The sequence below is a fragment of the Pseudomonas sp. MYb327 genome, from assembly GCF_040438925.1.
Lineage (GTDB): Bacteria > Pseudomonadota > Gammaproteobacteria > Pseudomonadales > Pseudomonadaceae > Aquipseudomonas.
Genome location: NZ_CP159258.1, coordinates 3,327,037 through 3,344,220 on the forward strand (window position 1 = coordinate 3,327,037; position 17,184 = coordinate 3,344,220).

14 protein-coding genes are annotated in these 17,184 nt (G+C 58.6%); 7 read left to right on the forward strand and 7 right to left on the reverse strand.

The window, feature by feature from the left end:
• Positions 1-83: 83 nt before the first annotated feature.
• Positions 84-782, reverse strand: a complete 699-nt coding sequence (locus ABVN21_RS14925) for an SDR family NAD(P)-dependent oxidoreductase (protein WP_339552874.1) — start codon at positions 780-782, stop codon at positions 84-86.
• A 253-nt stretch (positions 783-1,035) separates the two neighbouring features.
• Between ABVN21_RS14925 and ABVN21_RS14930 the strand changes: the two genes are divergently transcribed.
• The 6 genes from ABVN21_RS14930 (at position 1,036) to ABVN21_RS14955 (ending at position 7,323) form a co-directional block, all read left to right on the forward strand.
• Positions 1,036-1,443, forward strand: a complete 408-nt coding sequence (locus ABVN21_RS14930) for an OB-fold domain-containing protein (RefSeq protein WP_339552873.1) — start codon at positions 1,036-1,038, stop codon at positions 1,441-1,443.
• Positions 1,444-1,453: 10 nt separating this feature from the next.
• The gene (locus ABVN21_RS14935) at positions 1,454-2,551 is read left to right on the forward strand and encodes an acyl-CoA dehydrogenase family protein (RefSeq protein ID WP_339552872.1); all 1,098 of its coding nucleotides are present in this window, start codon (positions 1,454-1,456) and stop codon (positions 2,549-2,551) included.
• A gap of 13 nt (positions 2,552-2,564) precedes the next feature.
• Complete coding sequence (locus tag ABVN21_RS14940; protein WP_339552871.1) at positions 2,565-3,764, forward strand: acyl-CoA dehydrogenase family protein; 1,200 nt, start codon at positions 2,565-2,567, stop codon at positions 3,762-3,764.
• A gap of 45 nt (positions 3,765-3,809) precedes the next feature.
• A complete protein-coding gene (locus ABVN21_RS14945; RefSeq protein ID WP_339552870.1) occupies positions 3,810-5,009 on the forward strand; it encodes an acyl-CoA dehydrogenase family protein in 1,200 nt (399 codons plus the stop codon).
• 2 nt (positions 5,010-5,011) lie between these two features.
• Complete coding sequence (locus ABVN21_RS14950) at positions 5,012-6,148, forward strand: acyl-CoA dehydrogenase family protein (RefSeq protein ID WP_339552869.1); 1,137 nt, start codon at positions 5,012-5,014, stop codon at positions 6,146-6,148.
• Between the two features lie 140 nt (positions 6,149-6,288).
• Positions 6,289-7,323: a Rieske 2Fe-2S domain-containing protein gene (locus tag ABVN21_RS14955; RefSeq protein ID WP_339552868.1), complete on the forward strand. Its 1,035-nt coding sequence runs from the start codon at positions 6,289-6,291 to the stop codon at positions 7,321-7,323.
• Positions 7,324-7,358: 35 nt separating this feature from the next.
• Here ABVN21_RS14955 and ABVN21_RS14960 read toward each other — a convergent pair whose 3' ends face one another.
• From ABVN21_RS14960 to ABVN21_RS14970, 3 genes are all read right to left on the reverse strand, one after another.
• Positions 7,359-7,814, reverse strand: a complete 456-nt coding sequence (locus tag ABVN21_RS14960) for a hypothetical protein (protein ID WP_339552867.1) — start codon at positions 7,812-7,814, stop codon at positions 7,359-7,361.
• A gap of 123 nt (positions 7,815-7,937) precedes the next feature.
• Positions 7,938-9,125, reverse strand: a complete 1,188-nt coding sequence (locus tag ABVN21_RS14965) for an acetyl-CoA C-acyltransferase (protein ID WP_339552866.1) — start codon at positions 9,123-9,125, stop codon at positions 7,938-7,940.
• A 33-nt stretch (positions 9,126-9,158) separates the two neighbouring features.
• On the reverse strand, positions 9,159-11,486 hold the full coding sequence (locus ABVN21_RS14970) for an acyl-CoA dehydrogenase (RefSeq protein ID WP_339552865.1): 2,328 nt from the start codon (positions 11,484-11,486) through the stop codon (positions 9,159-9,161).
• 121 nt (positions 11,487-11,607) lie between these two features.
• Between ABVN21_RS14970 and ABVN21_RS14975 the strand changes: the two genes are divergently transcribed.
• Entirely contained in the window at positions 11,608-12,246 is a 639-nt protein-coding gene (locus ABVN21_RS14975) for an isochorismatase family cysteine hydrolase (protein ID WP_339552864.1), read from the forward strand.
• Here ABVN21_RS14975 and ABVN21_RS14980 read toward each other — a convergent pair.
• The 3 genes from ABVN21_RS14980 to ABVN21_RS14990 form a co-directional block, all read right to left on the reverse strand.
• Positions 12,212-13,747, reverse strand: a complete 1,536-nt coding sequence (locus tag ABVN21_RS14980) for an AMP-binding protein (protein ID WP_339552863.1) — start codon at positions 13,745-13,747, stop codon at positions 12,212-12,214. The genes ABVN21_RS14975 and ABVN21_RS14980 overlap by 35 nt on opposite strands.
• Before the next feature lie 20 nt (positions 13,748-13,767).
• Positions 13,768-14,562, reverse strand: coding sequence for an SDR family oxidoreductase (locus ABVN21_RS14985; RefSeq protein WP_339552862.1), 795 nt, complete (start codon positions 14,560-14,562; stop codon positions 13,768-13,770).
• A gap of 84 nt (positions 14,563-14,646) precedes the next feature.
• Complete coding sequence (locus ABVN21_RS14990) at positions 14,647-17,151, reverse strand: MMPL family transporter (RefSeq protein WP_339552861.1); 2,505 nt, start codon at positions 17,149-17,151, stop codon at positions 14,647-14,649.
• Positions 17,152-17,184: the final 33 nt, after the last annotated feature.

Consider the following 17,184-nt stretch of genomic DNA (forward strand, 5'->3'; position numbering starts at 1 on the left):
ACCATTTTGCTGTTCACCTACCCGATCAGTACCGGGCAGGTCGTTGTACGGCGCAAGGAAACTTAACATAACAGTCGGCTGTATCAGGACAGGCCTACTACTGGAATGACGGCGCCGTTGAGCGCGCTGGCAGCATCACTGGCCAGGAATTGGAAAACTGCTGCCAACTGCTGCGGCGAGACCCAAAGGCTCGGATCTACATCTGGCATCGCGGCACGGTTCGCAGCGCTGTCGATGATGCTCGGGGCGACGGCATTGACGTTAATGCCATGGCCACGCAGCTCCTGGGCCATGGATTCGGTGATCCGCGCCACGCTGCTTTTTGCTGCGCAATAGGCGCCCATCGAACCCTTGCCTGTGATGGCGGAAGCGGCCGATACGTTGATAATTTTGCCTGCGCCGGCTGCCAGCATTCCCGGCACGGTAGCGCGACAGGTGTTGAGCACGGTCGCGACGTTCAGGTCCATCATTTGCTGCCAAACAGTGCCGTCAGCGTCATGCACGTCACTTCCCATAGCAAATCCACCGGCAATGTTGCACAGCACGCCGGCCGGCCCTTTTTCCTGGAATACCTTGCCCAGCGCTGTCTGAGTCGCTGCGGTGTCGGTCAGGTCGACGACCACGAAATGCTTGTCGCCAGAGACACCCTCATAAACCGCTTGCAGCGCTTGCTCACTGCAATCGACCAACACAACCGGGCGGCCCTGCGCCAGAAAGGTTTGCGCGACAACACGGCCCACTGCACCCGCAGCGCCGGTGACCACTACTAATGCGTCCGACATCTAGACTCTCCTCTTTTCTTGTTAATAACTGACCATGTATCAGCTTATACAACAGAAAAAGCGTGTTCGGCAACATCCTTACGCCACATATCGATGAAGATCAAACATCTTATAGACGGCCTATTGCATCTTTGTTTGAGATGCTCTAAAAATAACAACATGTTAGTTTTGAGCGATAAATGACTAGCGGTGGAAGCACTATGCAGGCTCAAGCATGATGTTCACTTCCTCCCCGTCAACGCTGGAGATTCTTATGAGCACTGCCTACAAACGCGTATTGCCACAGCTGGATGATCTCAACCGGTTTTTCTGGACCAGTGGCGCCGACGGCAAATTGCGCTTTCTGCGCTGCAACGACTGCGACCATTGGCTGCATCCGCCGGGAATCATCTGCCCGCAGTGCCTGAGCCGAAACCTCGCGCCGCAGGCGGTTTCGGGCCTGGGCACTATCGAGGCACTGACGATCAATCATCAGCCGTGGTCGCCTGACCAGCCTGTGCCTTATGCCGTCGCCATCGTTTCACTCGACGACCACAAAAGCCTGCAACTGACGACCAACATCGTCGGCTGCGCGCCCGAATCGTCCTTCATTGGTCAGCGGGTACGTGTGGTCTTCGAAGCTATCGAGGATGTTCACTTACCTCTGTTCACGCCTGTCTGAGAGAGCCCGCATGCAAGAAGAACACGCCGAAAGTCTCGCTTCGATCCGCGAACAGGCCAGGCGCCTGCTAAAGGATCAAGCCACCCCGGAACACTTGAAGTCGCTCCTGGATACACCCGCCAGTTTCGATCGACACTTGTGGAGTCATGCCGTCGACCAGGGCTGGCCAAGTGTCGCGGTAACCGAGCAATCGGGTGGTTTGGGTCTAGGCTGGAGCGGCCTTGGCGTGCTTTGCGAAGAAACCGGGCGCCTGACCACGTCATTACCGCTGATTGGCAACGCCGTGGCTGCTCATGCCCTGCAGTTCGCCAAAGGCAATTGGAGCACCTTGATCGAAGCATTGGCCAACGGAGGCAAGATCGCCTGCCTGGCCTTGGCGGATCCAGAGGACAGTGGCTTGGCGACAAGCCCGTCATTGTTGGCAAGCAACGGCATATTGCAGGGCGAAAAGGCCCTGGCAGCCTTTGCCAGCGTTGCCGACATTGCACTGGTCCAGGCACAAGGCGAACAAGGCAACGGGCTCTATCTGGTCGACCTAGCACACCCCGGTGTCACCCGCCGAACCTTCAATACCCTCGACAACGCCCGTGCCGCTGCTGTCCTGCAGTTCAAGCAGGTCCCGGCCACACCACTGGGCGGTGTCGACTTGATTCTGGATATCGCCAACCTGGCGGCCCTCGCCTGCGCCAGCGAGCAGATCGGCGGCGCCCGGGCCAGCCTGGATCTGGCCTGTGATTATGCCCGCGAGCGTCGTGCCTTCGGTCAACAGATTGGTAGCTTCCAGGGGATCAAGCACAAGCTCGCCGAAGCTTACTGCTTGCTGGAAATCGCCAAGGGTTGCACCAATGACGCGCTCAATGCCTGGGAAAACAGCTTGGTAGAGAGTCGCCAATTGAGCGCAGCAGCACGTATCGCAGCAACCAAAGCCTACGACTACATCGCCCAGGAAGGACTGCATATCCACGGCGGCATGGGTATGACATGGGAAGCCATGCCTCATCACCACTACCGCCGCTCACGCACGCTCGCCCTGGAACTGGGCAGCATCCACTACTGGCGTGAATGTCTGCTGAACGAAATCGGGCTGGAAACGGCGAATCATGGATAACGGCGGACCCATCATGAGCAATACACTCGAACGCTATCGCGAACGCGCCAGATCCTGGCTGGCAGAGCACGCCCCCCTTTACGCTGGACAAGCACGGCGAGGGCTGAGCTTCAAAGAGGACCTGGACCTGGCTCGCGCCTGGCAAGCCCTCAAGGCAGAACACGGCTACGCCTGCATCACCCTGCCAACGGAGTTTGATGGTGCGGGTGGCAGCGAGCTGGAAAAAGTCGTCTTCAGCGAAGAAGAGATGCGTTATGACCTGCCACTGGTCTACTTCAGCATCAGCCTGAACAACCCCCTACCGATTTTCTTGCGCTACGCCCCGTCCTATTGGACCGAGCGCCTGGCCAGGCCCACTGTCCGTGGCGAGTTGATCTGGTGTCAGCTGTTTTCTGAGCCTTCGGCTGGCTCCGACCTGGCGTCACTACGTTTGAAGGCTGTTGCAGTGGAAGGTGGCTGGCGCCTGAGCGGGCAAAAGGTCTGGACCAGCTGGGCACAAATCGCCGATTGGGGTGTGATCGTTGCCCGCACCGATCCGAGTCTGCCCAAGCACGCCGGGCTGACCTACTTCTTTGTCGATATGAAATCCCCTGGTGTGAGTGTTGTGCCGATCCGCCGTCTGGGCGAGGAAAGCGACCTCAACGAAGTGTTCTTCGATGATGTTTTCGTTCCCGACGATCAACGCTTGGGTGAGATCAATGGTGGTTTCAAGGTCGCGGTGGAAACGCTGATGATCGAACGCTATTCGGTCACCGACGAATCCGGCTACGCCCCCAGCCTGGAGAAATTCATCGCATTGGCCGGACAGTCGAAAATCAATGGCAAGCGCGCGCTTGATGACGCTGAGATCCGCGCCAGCATCGTCGATGTATTCGTCCAGCGCCAAGGCCTGCGCGCCATCCATCGCCAAGCCCTGGAGGCATTTGCCAAGGGCCAGGCTCCGGGCCCTGAAGGCGCCATGCGCAAATTGCTGTTGGGTCGCACCCGCCAGTCTTTAAGTCGGATGGCGATGAACATCCAGGGCCCGAACAGCCTGGTCCTGAATGAAGATTCTCAGGCCAAGACCAACTTCACCAGCGCCTGGCTCGACCCCAGTTTGCGTATTGCCGGTGGTACCGACGAGTTACTGCTTAACACCTTGGCCGAGCGTGTGCTTGGCCTGCCGCAGGATTCACGGCCAGACAAGGGCCAGCCTTTTAACGCCAACAAATAAACGCCCCGGGCGGCCTTGGTCGCCCGCCATCGAAGGATCTCGCTCATGCATTTCACTCTCGATCAGGAAGACGAGCGCTTCCGTCAGGAAGTCCGTGCCTTCCTCAAGGCCAAACTGCCCCAGGATCTGGCTGAACGCAATCGCCGGGGTTACCACCCCTTGCGTGAAGACACCCGCCAGTGGACCAAGATCCTTCGCGCCCAGGGCTGGTCCGGCGCCAATTGGCCGACATCCTGGGGCGGCACCGGATGGTCGCCCGTGCGTCAGTTCATTTTCGAAGAGGAAAGCATCCTGGCCGGTGCGCCGGCGGTCGATACCGCTGGATTCAAGATGATCGGCCCGGTAATCATGACCTTCGCCAACGACACCATGAAGGCACAGTACGGCCCACGCATCCTCAGCGGGGATGTCTTTTGGGGCCAGGGTTTTTCCGAACCCAATGCCGGATCGGACTTGGGCTCTTTGACGACGCGTGCCGAACGCGACGGCGATGAATATGTCATCAACGGGCAGAAAATCTGGACCTCGTTCGTTGAAACCGCGGACATGATTTTCATCCTCGCCAAGACCGATCCGCAGGCACGTCAGCGTGGTATTTCGATGATTCTTGTCGACCGCCAGGCGCCGGGCGTGACTATTCGCCCGATTTATGACATCGGTGAAAGTCACAGCCTCAACGAAGTCTTCTTCGATGATGTGCGGGTTCCGGTCAGCAATCTGGTCGGTGAGGAAGGCATGGGTTGGACCTACGCTAAATTCCTGCTGGAAAACGAGCGGGCGTTCAGTGCCGAATGGCCACGCAACAATGCCCACCTCGCCCGCCTACGGACTTTGCTTAATACACCGCAGCACGATGGTCGGCGATTGATCGATCGGCCTGGCTTTGCTAGTCGCCTGGCACAACTCAATACTGACTTGCTGGCATTGCGCTGGCTGAGTCTGCGCGCCCTGCACGAAAAAGCAGGAGGCCATGTCCGTTTGCCGGTGGGCTCGCTGCTGAAAATCCGCGGTTCGGAACTCCTGCAAAAAATTGGCGAGTTGCAAGTCGAAGCCCTCGGCAGCCACGCCAGCTATGTCTACCCCGACCCATTGGGCGACGCCCAACGCCAGCGAACCTGGCCACCGGGCCCAAACACGGCGCCCGGCATCATGGCGGATTATTTCTACCGTCGCGCCACCACTATTTACGGTGGTGCAAATGAAGTTCAACGCACGATTATCGCCCGTTCGTTCCTGGAGCTCTGAGCATGGATTTTCAACTCAATGAAGAGCAAAACATGCTCAAAGACAGCGTTCGCCGGTTCATGGAGGACAATTGCTCCTTCGAACAGCGCGGTGCAACCGTCGATAACGGCGCCTTCGATGGCGGTCATTGGCTTCAGATGGCCGAACTCGGGCTCCTGGCCCTGGGCCTGCCGGAAGATCTGGGGGGAATGAACTGCTCAGCCATCGAAAGTGCCTTGGTGATGGAAGAGCTCGGCCGTGTGCTTTGCGTCGAACCCTATTGGGCCGTGGCCATCCAGGCGGCGCAAACCCTGCTAGCCAGCAACGACCCCAAAGCTCGTGCGGTGCTGCAGGCCATGGGCGAAGGTATGGCACTGCCCGTGCTGGCCCACGAAGAAGCACCGGCGCGTGGAGAGTTGGCATTCGTCCAGACCCGCGCCTTCGAGACAGCGCAGGGTCGCTGGCGCTTGAATGGGGAAAAGGTCGCCGTGGTCGGTGGCAATATCGCCGAGCTGTTCATCGTTTCAGTACGTACCTCCGGTGCGGCCGGGGACCGCGACGGCATCACTCTGTTCTTGCTCGACGCCAAAACGGTTGGCATCGACAAACGCAATGTCCGCCTGATCGATAATCGTTGGGCCAGCCACTTGGTGTTCACTAACGTCGAGGTGACTGAGGCCCAGGTTTTGGGCAAGGTCGGCGACGGCTATGCCGCGCTGAGCCACGCCAACGCCCACGCCATGGTCGGACTGTTCGCCGAAGCCGTGGGTGTCATGGAACAGTCGCTGTGGATCACCCGCGACTACCTGAAGATTCGCAAACAGTTCGGGCAGACTCTCTCCAACTTCCAAAGCCTGCAGCACCGAATGAGCGAAATGCTCATCGAGCTGGAACTCTCGCGCAGCATGCTGCACCTGGCATTGGCCAGCCTCGATCTCGATGCAGCGCAGCGCGACCGGGCACTGTCGGCAGTCAAGGCGCATATCGGCAAAAGCGGACAATTCGTGTGCGGCCAGGCCATTCAGCTGCATGGCGGCATCGGCGTGACCGAGGAGTACGTCATCGGTCACTACTTCAAACGCATGACACTGATCAACGCAGCGCTTGGCACCAGCATGCATCACTACGAGTTGTTGGCAGAAGCAGAGCGCGCGGCCTGAGGGTTTTTTGCCCTTCCCCGTTCGCCATAAAAATCCGGACGCTGCATAAGGCTCCGGATTTTTCAACGCTGCTCCACACGCCCCACGGGGCACCCATGACAACAAACACACCGCTATAACAAAACCAAGAGGACCGTGTGATGTTGAACCTTTCCATGAAACCGACCGGTTGGTTCCAGATCGGCTGGAGCGATGAACTGGCTCCAGGCTCGGTCAAACCAATGAAATACCTTGGGCATGATCTGGTGGCATTCCGTAGCGAAACAGGCGAGCTTGCCGTACTCGATGCCCACTGCCACCACATGGGTGCGCATTTGGGTTATGGCGGCAAAGTGAAAGGCGACTGCATCGCCTGCCCTTACCATGGCTGGCAGTGGAACACCCAGGGTGAAAACGCCCTGATTCCCTATCAGGACCATCCCATTCGCAAGAAGCTACGCAAGTGGGACGTCGTCGAGCAGCACGGCATCATGTTCCTGTGGCACGACCCCGCCGGTGGTCCACCCCGCGATGGCTGGTTGCCCGACGCATTCAATCACCCCGAACACCCGGCAGATCCCGCCGATTATTACCCGTGCTATCCCCATGCTGTGGTCTTTGCGCCTGAGGAGCCCATCCATCCGCAACTGATTACCGAAAACGCTGCCGATACCATGCACTTCCGCTTTGCCCACAATGCCCCGGAAGACCCACTCCTGCTGGCCTTCGATACCAGCACGGCGATCTGGAAGTCGACCATGGGGTTTCGCTCGAAGGTCACCAAGGAAGTCGCGATGCTGTTGCATGCTCGCAATGCCGGGGTCGGTCTGAACTTCTCGATATTCGATCATCCGGTCCTGGCGCGCCGTCTGGTGCTGTCATGCACGCCCATCGACGATGAAAAATCAGACCTGCGAGTAAGCTACTACTTCCGGCGCGATCCAAAGTCTCCTGAGCACATGCCTGAATCCGTTCGACAAATGGCACGACATACCCGCGTTCTTTTCGAAGAGGACGCGGTGATCTGGAGACACCAGAAGTTTGTGCAAAGGCCGATCTATGCCAGACAGGACGTCGCGGGCTATACCGCGCTGCGGACCTGGTGCGAGCAGTTCTATGAGGCGACAGGCAGTACCCAGGGACCGCTAAAAGTCCTGGAAGACACGGGCGAACCGGTCAACTGCAGTCTGCTGTGACATCGCGCAAGGCGTTGCTCTGAGTCCTGGCGAAATCAGTTGTTTCGCCGGGTTCCTTGCGGGATTTCCCCGCAGAAAATATCGACGTTGCCATCGGACGGCGCGGTTCTAACAACGATCGAGTATTCGCCTGAGAGTAGTTCTGACAGGGCGACAGGCACGCTTCTTGAGTAGGTCCAGCCGCGTACTGCGGCACGTTCAGTATTGACCTGATCATTCATCGAGAATGCGATAGGCCCCGGCTGCTGGCAGCTGCCCTTATAGATGAAGGTGTAGAGTCGCAAGGGCAGAGAAACGCCACCTGGAATGCCACTGATGATAAAGCTGAACCCCGTTTGAGTACCGCGGCTTGCCAGTGTCACATTGGCAATCTGACCGGCGTTGCGTTGAGTGGCCAGTAAAGAAACGATCATCACTTGCTCGGTTGATGTGGTGCAAGCACAGAGGGAGGCGGCGATCATGAAGACTGCCAATGGGTTTGTGACGTTCATCATCCACTCCGTCGACCCTATCAATGGTGCCGCTGGCCAATGGTCGCCTTTGAGCCTGGGCAGGACGCAAAAGCCTGGAATCCAGCGCGGGTTCCAGGCTTTCCTTTCAAGTCGCGTTAGGGGTCAAGGGTAGACTTCAAACAGCCCTGCCGCGCCCATACCGCCACCCACGCACATACTCACCACGACGAAGCGTACGCCGCGTCGACGCCCCTCCAGCAAGGCACTGCCCACCAGACGCGAACCGGTCATGCCAAACGGATGACCAAGGCCGATGCCACCGCCATTGACGTTGAATATTTCCGGATCGATACCCAAGTGGTCACGGCAATACAAGGCCTGACAGGCAAATGCTTCATTCAATTCCCAGAGACCGACATCGCCGATGGTCAAACCATGTTTGCCCAGCAGCTTCGGAATCGCTGTTACTGGGCCAATACCCATTTCTTCCGGTGCACAGCCAGTGACGATCAATCCCCGGTAGGCGCCCAGCGGATTCAACCCGCGTTGTTCAGCAACACGCGCTTCCATCAGCAGGCAGGCCGAGGCACCGTCGGACAGCTGACTGGCGTTGCCAGCGGTAATACTGCCACCCTCCATGACTGGCTTGAGTGCCGCCAGACCTTCGGCGGTTGTGCTTGCACGCAGGCACTCGTCTTCGCTGAACAGGAAACGTTTGTAACTGATCTCCCCGCTCTGTTTGTCGACCAGCTTTTGCGAGACCTGCATTGGTGCGATTTCTTCGGCGAAGACACCCCTGGCCTGGGCCGCGACGGCGCGCTGCATGGCCTGCAGGGAAAATTCATCTTGGGTCTGACGCGAAATACCGTACTGCCGAGCGACGTATTCGGCGGTCTCGATCATCGGCATGTAGGCAGAGGGTACCCGCTCCACCAGATCCATATCCTTGTCGCGTATGGCCCACTCAAGGTAGCTGGGAGTCAATGCGCTGACATTCTCTGAGCCGCCGCCAATGACGATGTCCATGCCATCGACCAGGATTTGCTTGGCGGCCATGCCGATAGCCATCAATCCCGAGGCACACTGTCGATCGACGGTGGCGCCGGCGACACCGACGCCAAAGCCGGCCCGCAACGCCGCTGCGCGAGCCAGGTTGCGCCCTGCTGTTCCGGCTCCCATCGCGGCGCCAATGATCACATCCTCGACTTCAGAAGGATCAACAGCGGCACGCAAGGTGCTGTGCAACAAGGCATGCGCTGTCAGGCTCGGCGACTTGATGTCGTTCAGAGCACCTCGATGGGCCTTGCCGATCGGTGTGCGCGCAGTGGAAACAATAACCGCTTCTCTCATGATGTTATCCGGTTGTTCACGGTGGCTCGGGCCTCAGGTGCGAGGAGCACTGGGCAGTTTCAGGACAGCCTTGGCCAGAATGTCGCGCTGGACCTCATTGGCGCCGGCATAGATCGATACGGGCCGCGCCATCATCAACGGCCAGTGCAAGTCGGTCAGCAGCGAGCCGATCCGTACGTCTCCAACGATGCCGCCAAAGTCACCGGCGATTTCCGCGCAAAATTCGGTGATGCGTTGCAACAGCTCCGAGATGTAAACCTTGAGCATCGAAACTTCCGGCCCCGGTTGTTCATCTGCTTCGGCGATGCGATCACAGATTTGTGCGTAGAAAAGTCGGTAGTCATGCAGGTCTGCTTGCAAACAAGCCAGTCGATCGAGCACGCCACGGTCATTGGCCAGGCTCAGTTCCGTCACAAGCCGCCCGGCCAGTTCCAGCGCACTGCCAGCCATTGCCGCGCTGCCCAGCCAGATCCGCTCATGGCCCAACAACGCTTTGGCCAGGCTCCAGCCCTGATGCAGTTCACCCAACAGGTTGCTGGCCGGAACGCGAACGTTGTCGAAGAACACTTCGCAGAACTCGTCTTCGCCTGCAATGTTGGCGATCGGACGGACGCTGACGCCCGGAGCACTCAGGTCGATCAACAGAAAACTGATGCCCTGCTGTTTTTTCTCAAACTTGCCGGTACGCACCAACGCATAGATATGGCTGCACTCAGCGGCGTGAGTGGTCCAGATTTTCTGTCCATTGACGACGAACTCATCGCCGTCAAGATCTGCGCGGGTACGCAGGCTGGCCAGGTCGGAACCCGCGCCTGGCTCGGAGTAGCCCTGACACCACATATCGTCGCAGGCCAGGATCCTTGGCAGGATGCGCGCACGTTGCTCCTCGGTGCCACCTTTGATGATGGTCGGACCGAGTTGGGTTTCACCGTTGTCGATAATCCGCCCGACGCCAGCGCGTTCCATCTCCTCTTGGTAAATCAGCTGCTTACGAAAGGAAATACCCATGCCACCGTATTCACGAGGCCAGGCGGGAGCACGCCAGCCGTGATCGTTGAGCAAGCGTAGCCAGCCGGTCAGGTCATCGCCGCGCAGGCGCAGGAATGGGCGGCGATCGTTCTGCCGCAAATGCTCGGGGTAAAACTCCGTCAGCCAGACACGCAGGCGCGCCCGGAACTCCTCGTCGCTCCACTCACGAGGATCACTGGTGCTCGACGCTTCGAAGGGTTCTAGCGCCGCTACAATAGGGTTTTCGCCAGTGAGCTTCGCAAATTGACGGCGGTGATCCCAGACCGACCCTAACCAGGCCGATCCGAACATCGCCGCCCGCAAGTACAGGCCGATGTCCACTTCCTCGGCAAAACCCATTGCGCCATGCAGTTGCACTGCTTGCTTGCCGGTCAGGATGGCGGCTTGAGCACATCGCGCCTTGGCGGCACTGATAGCGGCCTGACTGGCCTGCGTCAGAGGTGCCTGCTCATGGCAGGTCAGCGCATGCTGCAAACTGGCCTTCGCCAGCGTCTGTTCGATGCTCAGGTCAACGCAGCGATGTTGAATGCTCTGGAAGGTGCCCAGCGGACGCTCGAACTGCACCCGTTGGCTGACGAAATCCAGAGTCTGTTGCAGGCAACCCGCTGCCTGCCCCGCCAATTCCGCCGACAGGGCGATACGCCCGCCTGCCAGGCTGAGTTGCAAGGCATTGAGCCCCGGCTGGCCCCTGAGCAGTGCCTGTTCAAAAAGCACGGGAGCCTGATCGAAGTCGACATGGTACTGAGCCCCGATGCCTGCCGCGAAGGCTTCAACCCGTACGCCTGGCGCATTCGCAGCGACAGCGACGACCACCGGTTGTCCGTGTTCGAGGGCAGATACAAGCAAGACAGACTGATGTTCAGCGCCCAGCACAAAGACTTTGCGCCCGCTGAGCCGGCCTTGATCTACCTTGCACTCGATCAGCTCCGGATCCATCTGCCCGGCCTGTTCTTGCCAGGCCAAGGCCAGCAGGCGTTCGCCGCTGACCTGCCACGCTGCCAATTGCTCGGTGGCGGGGCCATTTTCCGCCTGCGTGAGCAACAACGATGGCATCACGCAACATCCTACAAAGGGTTCGGCGAACAAACGCTCCCCCATCACCTCGCACAGGACTGTCGCCTCACGCAAGCCCAAGCCGCTGCCACCCAATGCTTCCGGAAGCAGCAACCCAGTCCAGCCTAACGCTGCGATGTCGTGCCATAGCGATGATTCCACCGGTCGCGCCTGGCCTATCCAGCCCCGCAAGCGCGATGGGCTGTGCGATCCTGTCAGAAAGTCATCGGCCGATTGGCGCAGCATGGCTGACAGCGATTGATCTGCAATTACTCCCATCAGAGACTCCTGAACGTTTAAATCAATTAACTAACGTTATGTCAGTTTTCATTCTATACTCAGCCGGTGTCAACCACTATTTCAAACTGCCCGTCGTGGCCAATCTGTCAGAGAGAAATTCATGCCTAGAGGATTTGAAGCTGGAAAACGCCCTGCACTGCTCATCAGCGAATGCCAGCGGGGTGTCGTCGACCCGGAACTGTCTGATTTTCCAGGGCTTGCAGAGCAGGTTCAGCAACGCGGCGTGCTGCCGCGCATCGCTCGCTTGGCGGAAGCGTTCAGGGCCGCCGGACTGCCGGTATTGCACCTTCACGTAGCGCATCGTCCGGGTTATGTCGACCTGCCGCGCACCAGCGTGATCATTGCCCGCTCGACCAAGCAAAACCGAATGATTGTTGGTTCAGAGGATGTGAAGTCAGTTCCGGAAGTGGCACCTCACGACACGGACATCGTGCATGCACGCAGCTTCAGCCTGGTGGGTTTCCACGGTACCGACCTGGATTCGATCTTGCGTAACATGGGGGTGACGACCATTGTGCCGGTCGGTGTTTCGACCAACGTGGCTATTTCGGGCCTGTCATTGTGCGGATCAGACTTGGGTTATCAGGTCGTAGTACCCGAGGACTGCATCGCCGGTGCCACACCGCAAAGCCACGACTTTATCGTCAGCAACCTGCTGCCGCTTTACAGCACGTTGAGCGACAGCGAGTCGGTCATTGCGGCGCTCAGTGAGCGTATTGCTCACGCAGGACGTGCTTGAGAATTTTGTTCAAGGTTTGATTGCGCGGCAGTTGCTCAACGATTTCCAGTTGCTCGGGAATCTTCTGCCGCATCACCTGGGCCTGCATGAAGAAATCGACCATCTCCTCGAACTGCAATGCCGGAACGCCCGGTTTCAGTTCGACGACGGCGCAGACTCGCTCGCCCCGCAGCTCATCCGGCAAGCCGATGACCGCTACGGCTGCCACCTTGGGATGGGTGAACAGCAGGTCTTCGATTTCCTTGGCCGAAATGTTCTCGCCCTTGCGAATAATCACATCCTTGAGCCGGCCGGTCAGAACGATACGACCATCGGCCCGGCGCATGCCCAGGTCGCCGGTGCGAAAAAAACCGTCGTCATCGAATGACACCACGTTCAATGCAGGGTCGGTATAGCCCTTGAACACCGCCTTACCGCGCACCCGGACTTCGCCCGACTCCCCCTCCCCTGCCAGGCTGCCGTCAGAGCGGATTATCCGTAATTCGATGTCCTGCATGGGTATGCCGTCGGCATTGGCCAACTGCTCGTCCGTATCGGACTCAAAGCCTGCGCAAATCAACGGGACTTCAGTCATACCGTAGTTATGAATCAGACCGCACCCTATCTCATCACGGACCTGGTAATAGAGTTCTGGCGGTTTGGGAGCGCCCCCACCGCAGAGCACGCGCATCCCGGGCAATAAAGGCGTTTGAGCATTGCGCCTTTGTTCAGCAAGCAATAGCTGGTAATGGGCTGTGCTGCCGCCAGCGAGTGTCACGGCATATCGGCGATAGATTTCAGCAACTTCCTCGGCTTGGAAGCGGTCGAGCAACACAACGCTCATGCCTGAGGCCAGCAGCATAGTGGTGTACATCGCACCGCCAATGTGGGCGTACGGAAAAGCGACGCTGCCGACATCGGCGGCACTGACGCTCATTGATCTCGCCAGGTTCCGCCCGCCGATCATCAAGCTTTCGTCAGTGTGACAAGCGCCCTTGGGTTGCGAGGTAGTACCCGAGGTGTAATAGACCCAGCGCACCGCCTGACCGTCGCTAGGTGGTGGCGGTAAACTTGACGCCCGCCCACGTGGCAATTGATTACCCATGACAATCACCTGCGGCGGCCACTCGAGCTGCTGGCACAGGCGTTCGGCCATCGCCGGAAAATCACGCTCCCCGTTATCGGGAACCAGCAAGAACTCCGAACCATTTCCCTCGAGAACGCCGTGAACCTCGCGCTCACCGTACAACGAGATAATCGGGTTTTGCAGAGCGCCTAGGCGCGCCAGGGCCAAGGCTGTCATCACTGCCGGCAAGCCCGTGGGCAACATCCAGGTGACCTGACTGCCGGCACTGATACCGAGCTCGTAAAAGCCCGCGGCCAAGCGCTCGGCAATATCCAGTGCCTGGACAAAGGTCATGTGCAGGTGTTTGCGGCCATCGATCAGCATGGGGGCTTGCGGCGTCAATTCCGCGCGCCGTTCCAGCAATTGCCACAGGGTCTGGGCGTGCAACAGGGTCATGGGCATTCAACTCCAGCTAATTACCAGGCACTGCGATGGCTGCCGCCATCGACAGGGATAAGGCAACCATTCATGTAACCCGCCCGAGCGGAGCACAAGTACACCGCCAACGAGGCGATCTCTTGAGGATCGCCCGCGCGGCCAACGGGAATGCTCTTGGTCAAGCGCTGGAGCAGCGCGTCGGTGGCCAAACCGCGCTCCTTGGCCATGCGCCCCACTTCTTCGAGCATGGTTGTGGTTGCGATCCAGCCCGTGGCGAGCGTGTTGACGGTGATGCCATCGACGGCGAACTCATCGGCCAGGGATTTGTTCAGCGTGACTACCGCCGCACGTGCGGTGGTTGCAGCCATCAGATTCAAGCCTGGCGCCGGCTCCTTGGCCGCGGCGGTACCGATGGTCAACAGACGCCCCCAGCGCTGCTCGCGCATATGCGGCAGGGTTGCTCGCGCCAGGTGCACTACACTCATTACCAGGTTTTGAAAGGCATTGAGAAACGCATCAGGATCCCCATCAAGAAAATCGCTTGGCTCTCCCCCGTGAACATTGGTGATGACAATGTCTGGCGAGCCAAAGGTCTGCCGTGCTGCTCCCACTGCTCGTTGCACATCGCCAGGCTGGGTCAGGTCAGCAATCACGCCACTGGCAATACCACCGGCATCACGCAACGCTGCCACCGTTAGCTCGATTGCATCACTATTGCGTGCGGCAACCATGACCTTGCATCCTTCAGCGGCAAGCAGTTCAGAGCAGGCGCGTCCTATGCCTTTACTGCCTCCGGAAACAAACGCAACTTTTCCTTCCAGACCAAGATTCATCAGTAGGCTCCAGCTCATCCGCAGGTTGTCAAAAGGTGCACGCGAGCACGGAGCAGATAAATCTGCCCCGTGCATCACTGGGTTTCAGGCTGTGGTGCGGAGTTTAATGGCGAGTTTGTCGGCGCCGTCCGGCGATTCCAGAACCGCCATCGGGTCATCGATCTTTGCGCTTTTTTCTACTTTTTCACGGTCGGTATCGTCCGCCGGTGTACGCAACAGGAAGTAGGACAGTGCCGGGATCAATACCAATGCACCGACCATGTTCCAGAGGAACATGAAGCTGAGCAGAATCCCCATGTCCGCCTGGAACTTGATCGGAGACCAGATCCACGGAATCACCCCGGCGGCCATTGTCAGGCCGACCAGTCCCACGATCCGCCCGACGAAATCCAGCGATCCCTCATACGAGCGCGCGAGTGTCATGCCGTGCCGTTGCAAGCCCAGTTGTACGCTGAGCAGGTACAACGCGTAGTCGACACCGACGCCCACCCCAACCGCGATGACCGGCAAGGTCGCCACCTTGATGCCGATGTTCAGCATCACCATAAGCGCCTCACAGAGGATAGAGGTGATGATCAACGGGATCAGTGCCACAACGACCGCTCGCCAGTTGCGGAAAGTGATGAAACACAGCAATGCCACGGCACCGTAAAGCACCAGGTGCAAGGTCCAGAAACTGCGCTTGACCACAATGTTGGTTGTCGCCTCAATGCCTGCGCTACCCGCTGCCAGCAGAAATGTGCGCGACTCGGTGCTGTACTGGGCGCTGTAGGCTTCCACTTCCTTGACCACACGCTCCAGCGTCGCCGCCTTGTGGTCTGACAGGTAGGCAATCACTGGAGTGATCACGCAGAAGCGATCGACCAACTCCGGGCGGTCGGTGGCAAACATGTTGAACGCCTGTGTGCGGTTACTGGCGTTACGTGGGATGGTCTGCCATTTGGGGTTGCCCTCGAACAGCCCGGAGGTCGTCAGGCGAATACCATCGGCCGGTGAAAACGTGGTCTGCACACCAGGCAACTCGCGCAAGCGGGCGCTCAATCGATCAGCCTCAGTGAGCGATGCAAATTCGGTGCATCCATTCGCCGGAGTTTTCAGCATGACCACGAACTGGTCGGTGGACAGGCCATAATTCTGCGTCACGAAAGCCACATCGCGGTTATAGCGCGACTCGGGACGCAACTCCGGCGCTCCGGGGTTGAGATCACCAAACTGCACATGGTGCCCGATCATCAGCCCTCCCCCCGCCAACACGACCGCTCCCGCAACAGCGAACATGGCGGGACGGCGCTCCGTCAAACGAATCAGACCCGCACGCACTCGTTGCATCGAGCTATGGCCTGACTCCACCTGTTCAGACGTCTGAATACTGCGTTTGGCTGCCTGATCACTGACACCAAAATACGATAGCAACACAGGGATCAGAAACAGTTTGGTGAAAATCAGGATCGCCACGCCCAAACTGGTGGTCAGGGCCATGTCACGAATCACAGGAATGTCGATAATGATCAATACGGCAAAGCCGACGATATTGACCAGCAACGCTGTCAAGCCAGCCATGAACAGCCGACGGAATGTATAGCGGGCAGCCACGTACTTGTGAGTCCCGCGCCCTACATCCTGCATGATGCCGTTCATCTTCTGCGCACCATGGGACAGGCCGATGGCAAAAATCAGGAAGGGTACCAGGATCGAATAAGGGTCCAGCACATAGCCCAGAACGCTGAGCAGCCCCAATAGCCAAACCACGCCAAGCAAGGCGCAAAATACCAGCAACAGAGTGCTGCGCAGGCATCGGGTATAGAAGAGCACCAGAGCGGTAGCAATCAATACCGAGAAACCGAAGTACGCCATGACCGAATACAGCCCGTCGATCAAGTCGCCGACGATCTTGGCGAAACCGATGATGTGAACCTTGATCGTATCGGTTTCCAGGGAGCGCACCTGCGCTTCCAGCTGCCGGGATAACTGCGCGTAATCGAGTGGCTTGCCGGTTTCGGGATTGATGTCGAGCAAGGGCACGAAAATCATCGACGACTTGAGGTTGTTGGCCACATAGCTGCCGACAATACCCGCGCGGTTAATGTTCTCACGCAAGCGGTCCATCGATTTCGGACTGCCGTCCCAGCGGTCGGGAATGACCGGGCCGCCGCGGTAGCCCTCCTCGGTGACTTCAGTCCAGCGCAGGCTGCTGGTCCACAAGCTGCGCATCCAGCCCTGGTCAACCCCCGACATCAGGTAGACGGCGTCGTTGACCTTCTGCAAGGCGAGCAGGTAATCCTTGTCGAAGATATCGCCCTGAGTGTTTTCGACCACAATACGGGTCGCATTGCCCATGCCTCGCAGCGCATCCCGGTGTTCCAGATAATTCTGGATATAGGGGTGGGACTGCGGAATCATTTTTTCGAAACTGGTGTTGACCGGAAGCTTGAGCGCACTCCAGCCAAAGAACAGCGTCAGCAGCCCGCAAAACAGGATCACGCTGATGCGATGATTGAATACGAGCCGTTCGAGCCAATTGCCGCTGTTCTTGTCGAATTCGGCAGGGTCCGCGATGACGGGCATTTGCAGCGCTTTCAAATCAACCATATTTGCCTCTGAAAAGACTGGAGTCGTCGGCAC

Excerpts from the sequence above, each read along its gene's own strand:
- ABVN21_RS14940 (WP_339552871.1), top strand. The coding sequence starts at position 2,565 with ATGAGCAATACACTCGAACGCTATCGCGAACGCGCCAGATCCTGGCTG.
- ABVN21_RS14985 (WP_339552862.1), bottom strand. The coding sequence starts at position 14,562 with ATGAATCTTGGTCTGGAAGGAAAAGTTGCGTTTGTTTCCGGAGGCAGT.
- ABVN21_RS14975 (WP_339552864.1), top strand. The coding sequence starts at position 11,608 with ATGCCTAGAGGATTTGAAGCTGGAAAACGCCCTGCACTGCTCATCAGC.
- ABVN21_RS14935 (WP_339552872.1), top strand. The coding sequence starts at position 1,454 with ATGCAAGAAGAACACGCCGAAAGTCTCGCTTCGATCCGCGAACAGGCC.
- ABVN21_RS14965 (WP_339552866.1), bottom strand. The coding sequence starts at position 9,125 with ATGAGAGAAGCGGTTATTGTTTCCACTGCGCGCACACCGATCGGCAAG.
- ABVN21_RS14930 (WP_339552873.1), top strand. The coding sequence starts at position 1,036 with ATGAGCACTGCCTACAAACGCGTATTGCCACAGCTGGATGATCTCAAC.
- ABVN21_RS14960 (WP_339552867.1), bottom strand. The coding sequence starts at position 7,814 with ATGAACGTCACAAACCCATTGGCAGTCTTCATGATCGCCGCCTCCCTC.
- ABVN21_RS14970 (WP_339552865.1), bottom strand. The coding sequence starts at position 11,486 with ATGGGAGTAATTGCAGATCAATCGCTGTCAGCCATGCTGCGCCAATCG.
- ABVN21_RS14955 (WP_339552868.1), top strand. The coding sequence starts at position 6,289 with ATGTTGAACCTTTCCATGAAACCGACCGGTTGGTTCCAGATCGGCTGG.
- ABVN21_RS14990 (WP_339552861.1), bottom strand. The coding sequence starts at position 17,151 with ATGGTTGATTTGAAAGCGCTGCAAATGCCCGTCATCGCGGACCCTGCC.
- ABVN21_RS14925 (WP_339552874.1), bottom strand. The coding sequence starts at position 782 with ATGTCGGACGCATTAGTAGTGGTCACCGGCGCTGCGGGTGCAGTGGGC.
- ABVN21_RS14950 (WP_339552869.1), top strand. The coding sequence starts at position 5,012 with ATGGATTTTCAACTCAATGAAGAGCAAAACATGCTCAAAGACAGCGTT.
- ABVN21_RS14945 (WP_339552870.1), top strand. The coding sequence starts at position 3,810 with ATGCATTTCACTCTCGATCAGGAAGACGAGCGCTTCCGTCAGGAAGTC.
- ABVN21_RS14980 (WP_339552863.1), bottom strand. The coding sequence starts at position 13,747 with ATGACCCTGTTGCACGCCCAGACCCTGTGGCAATTGCTGGAACGGCGC.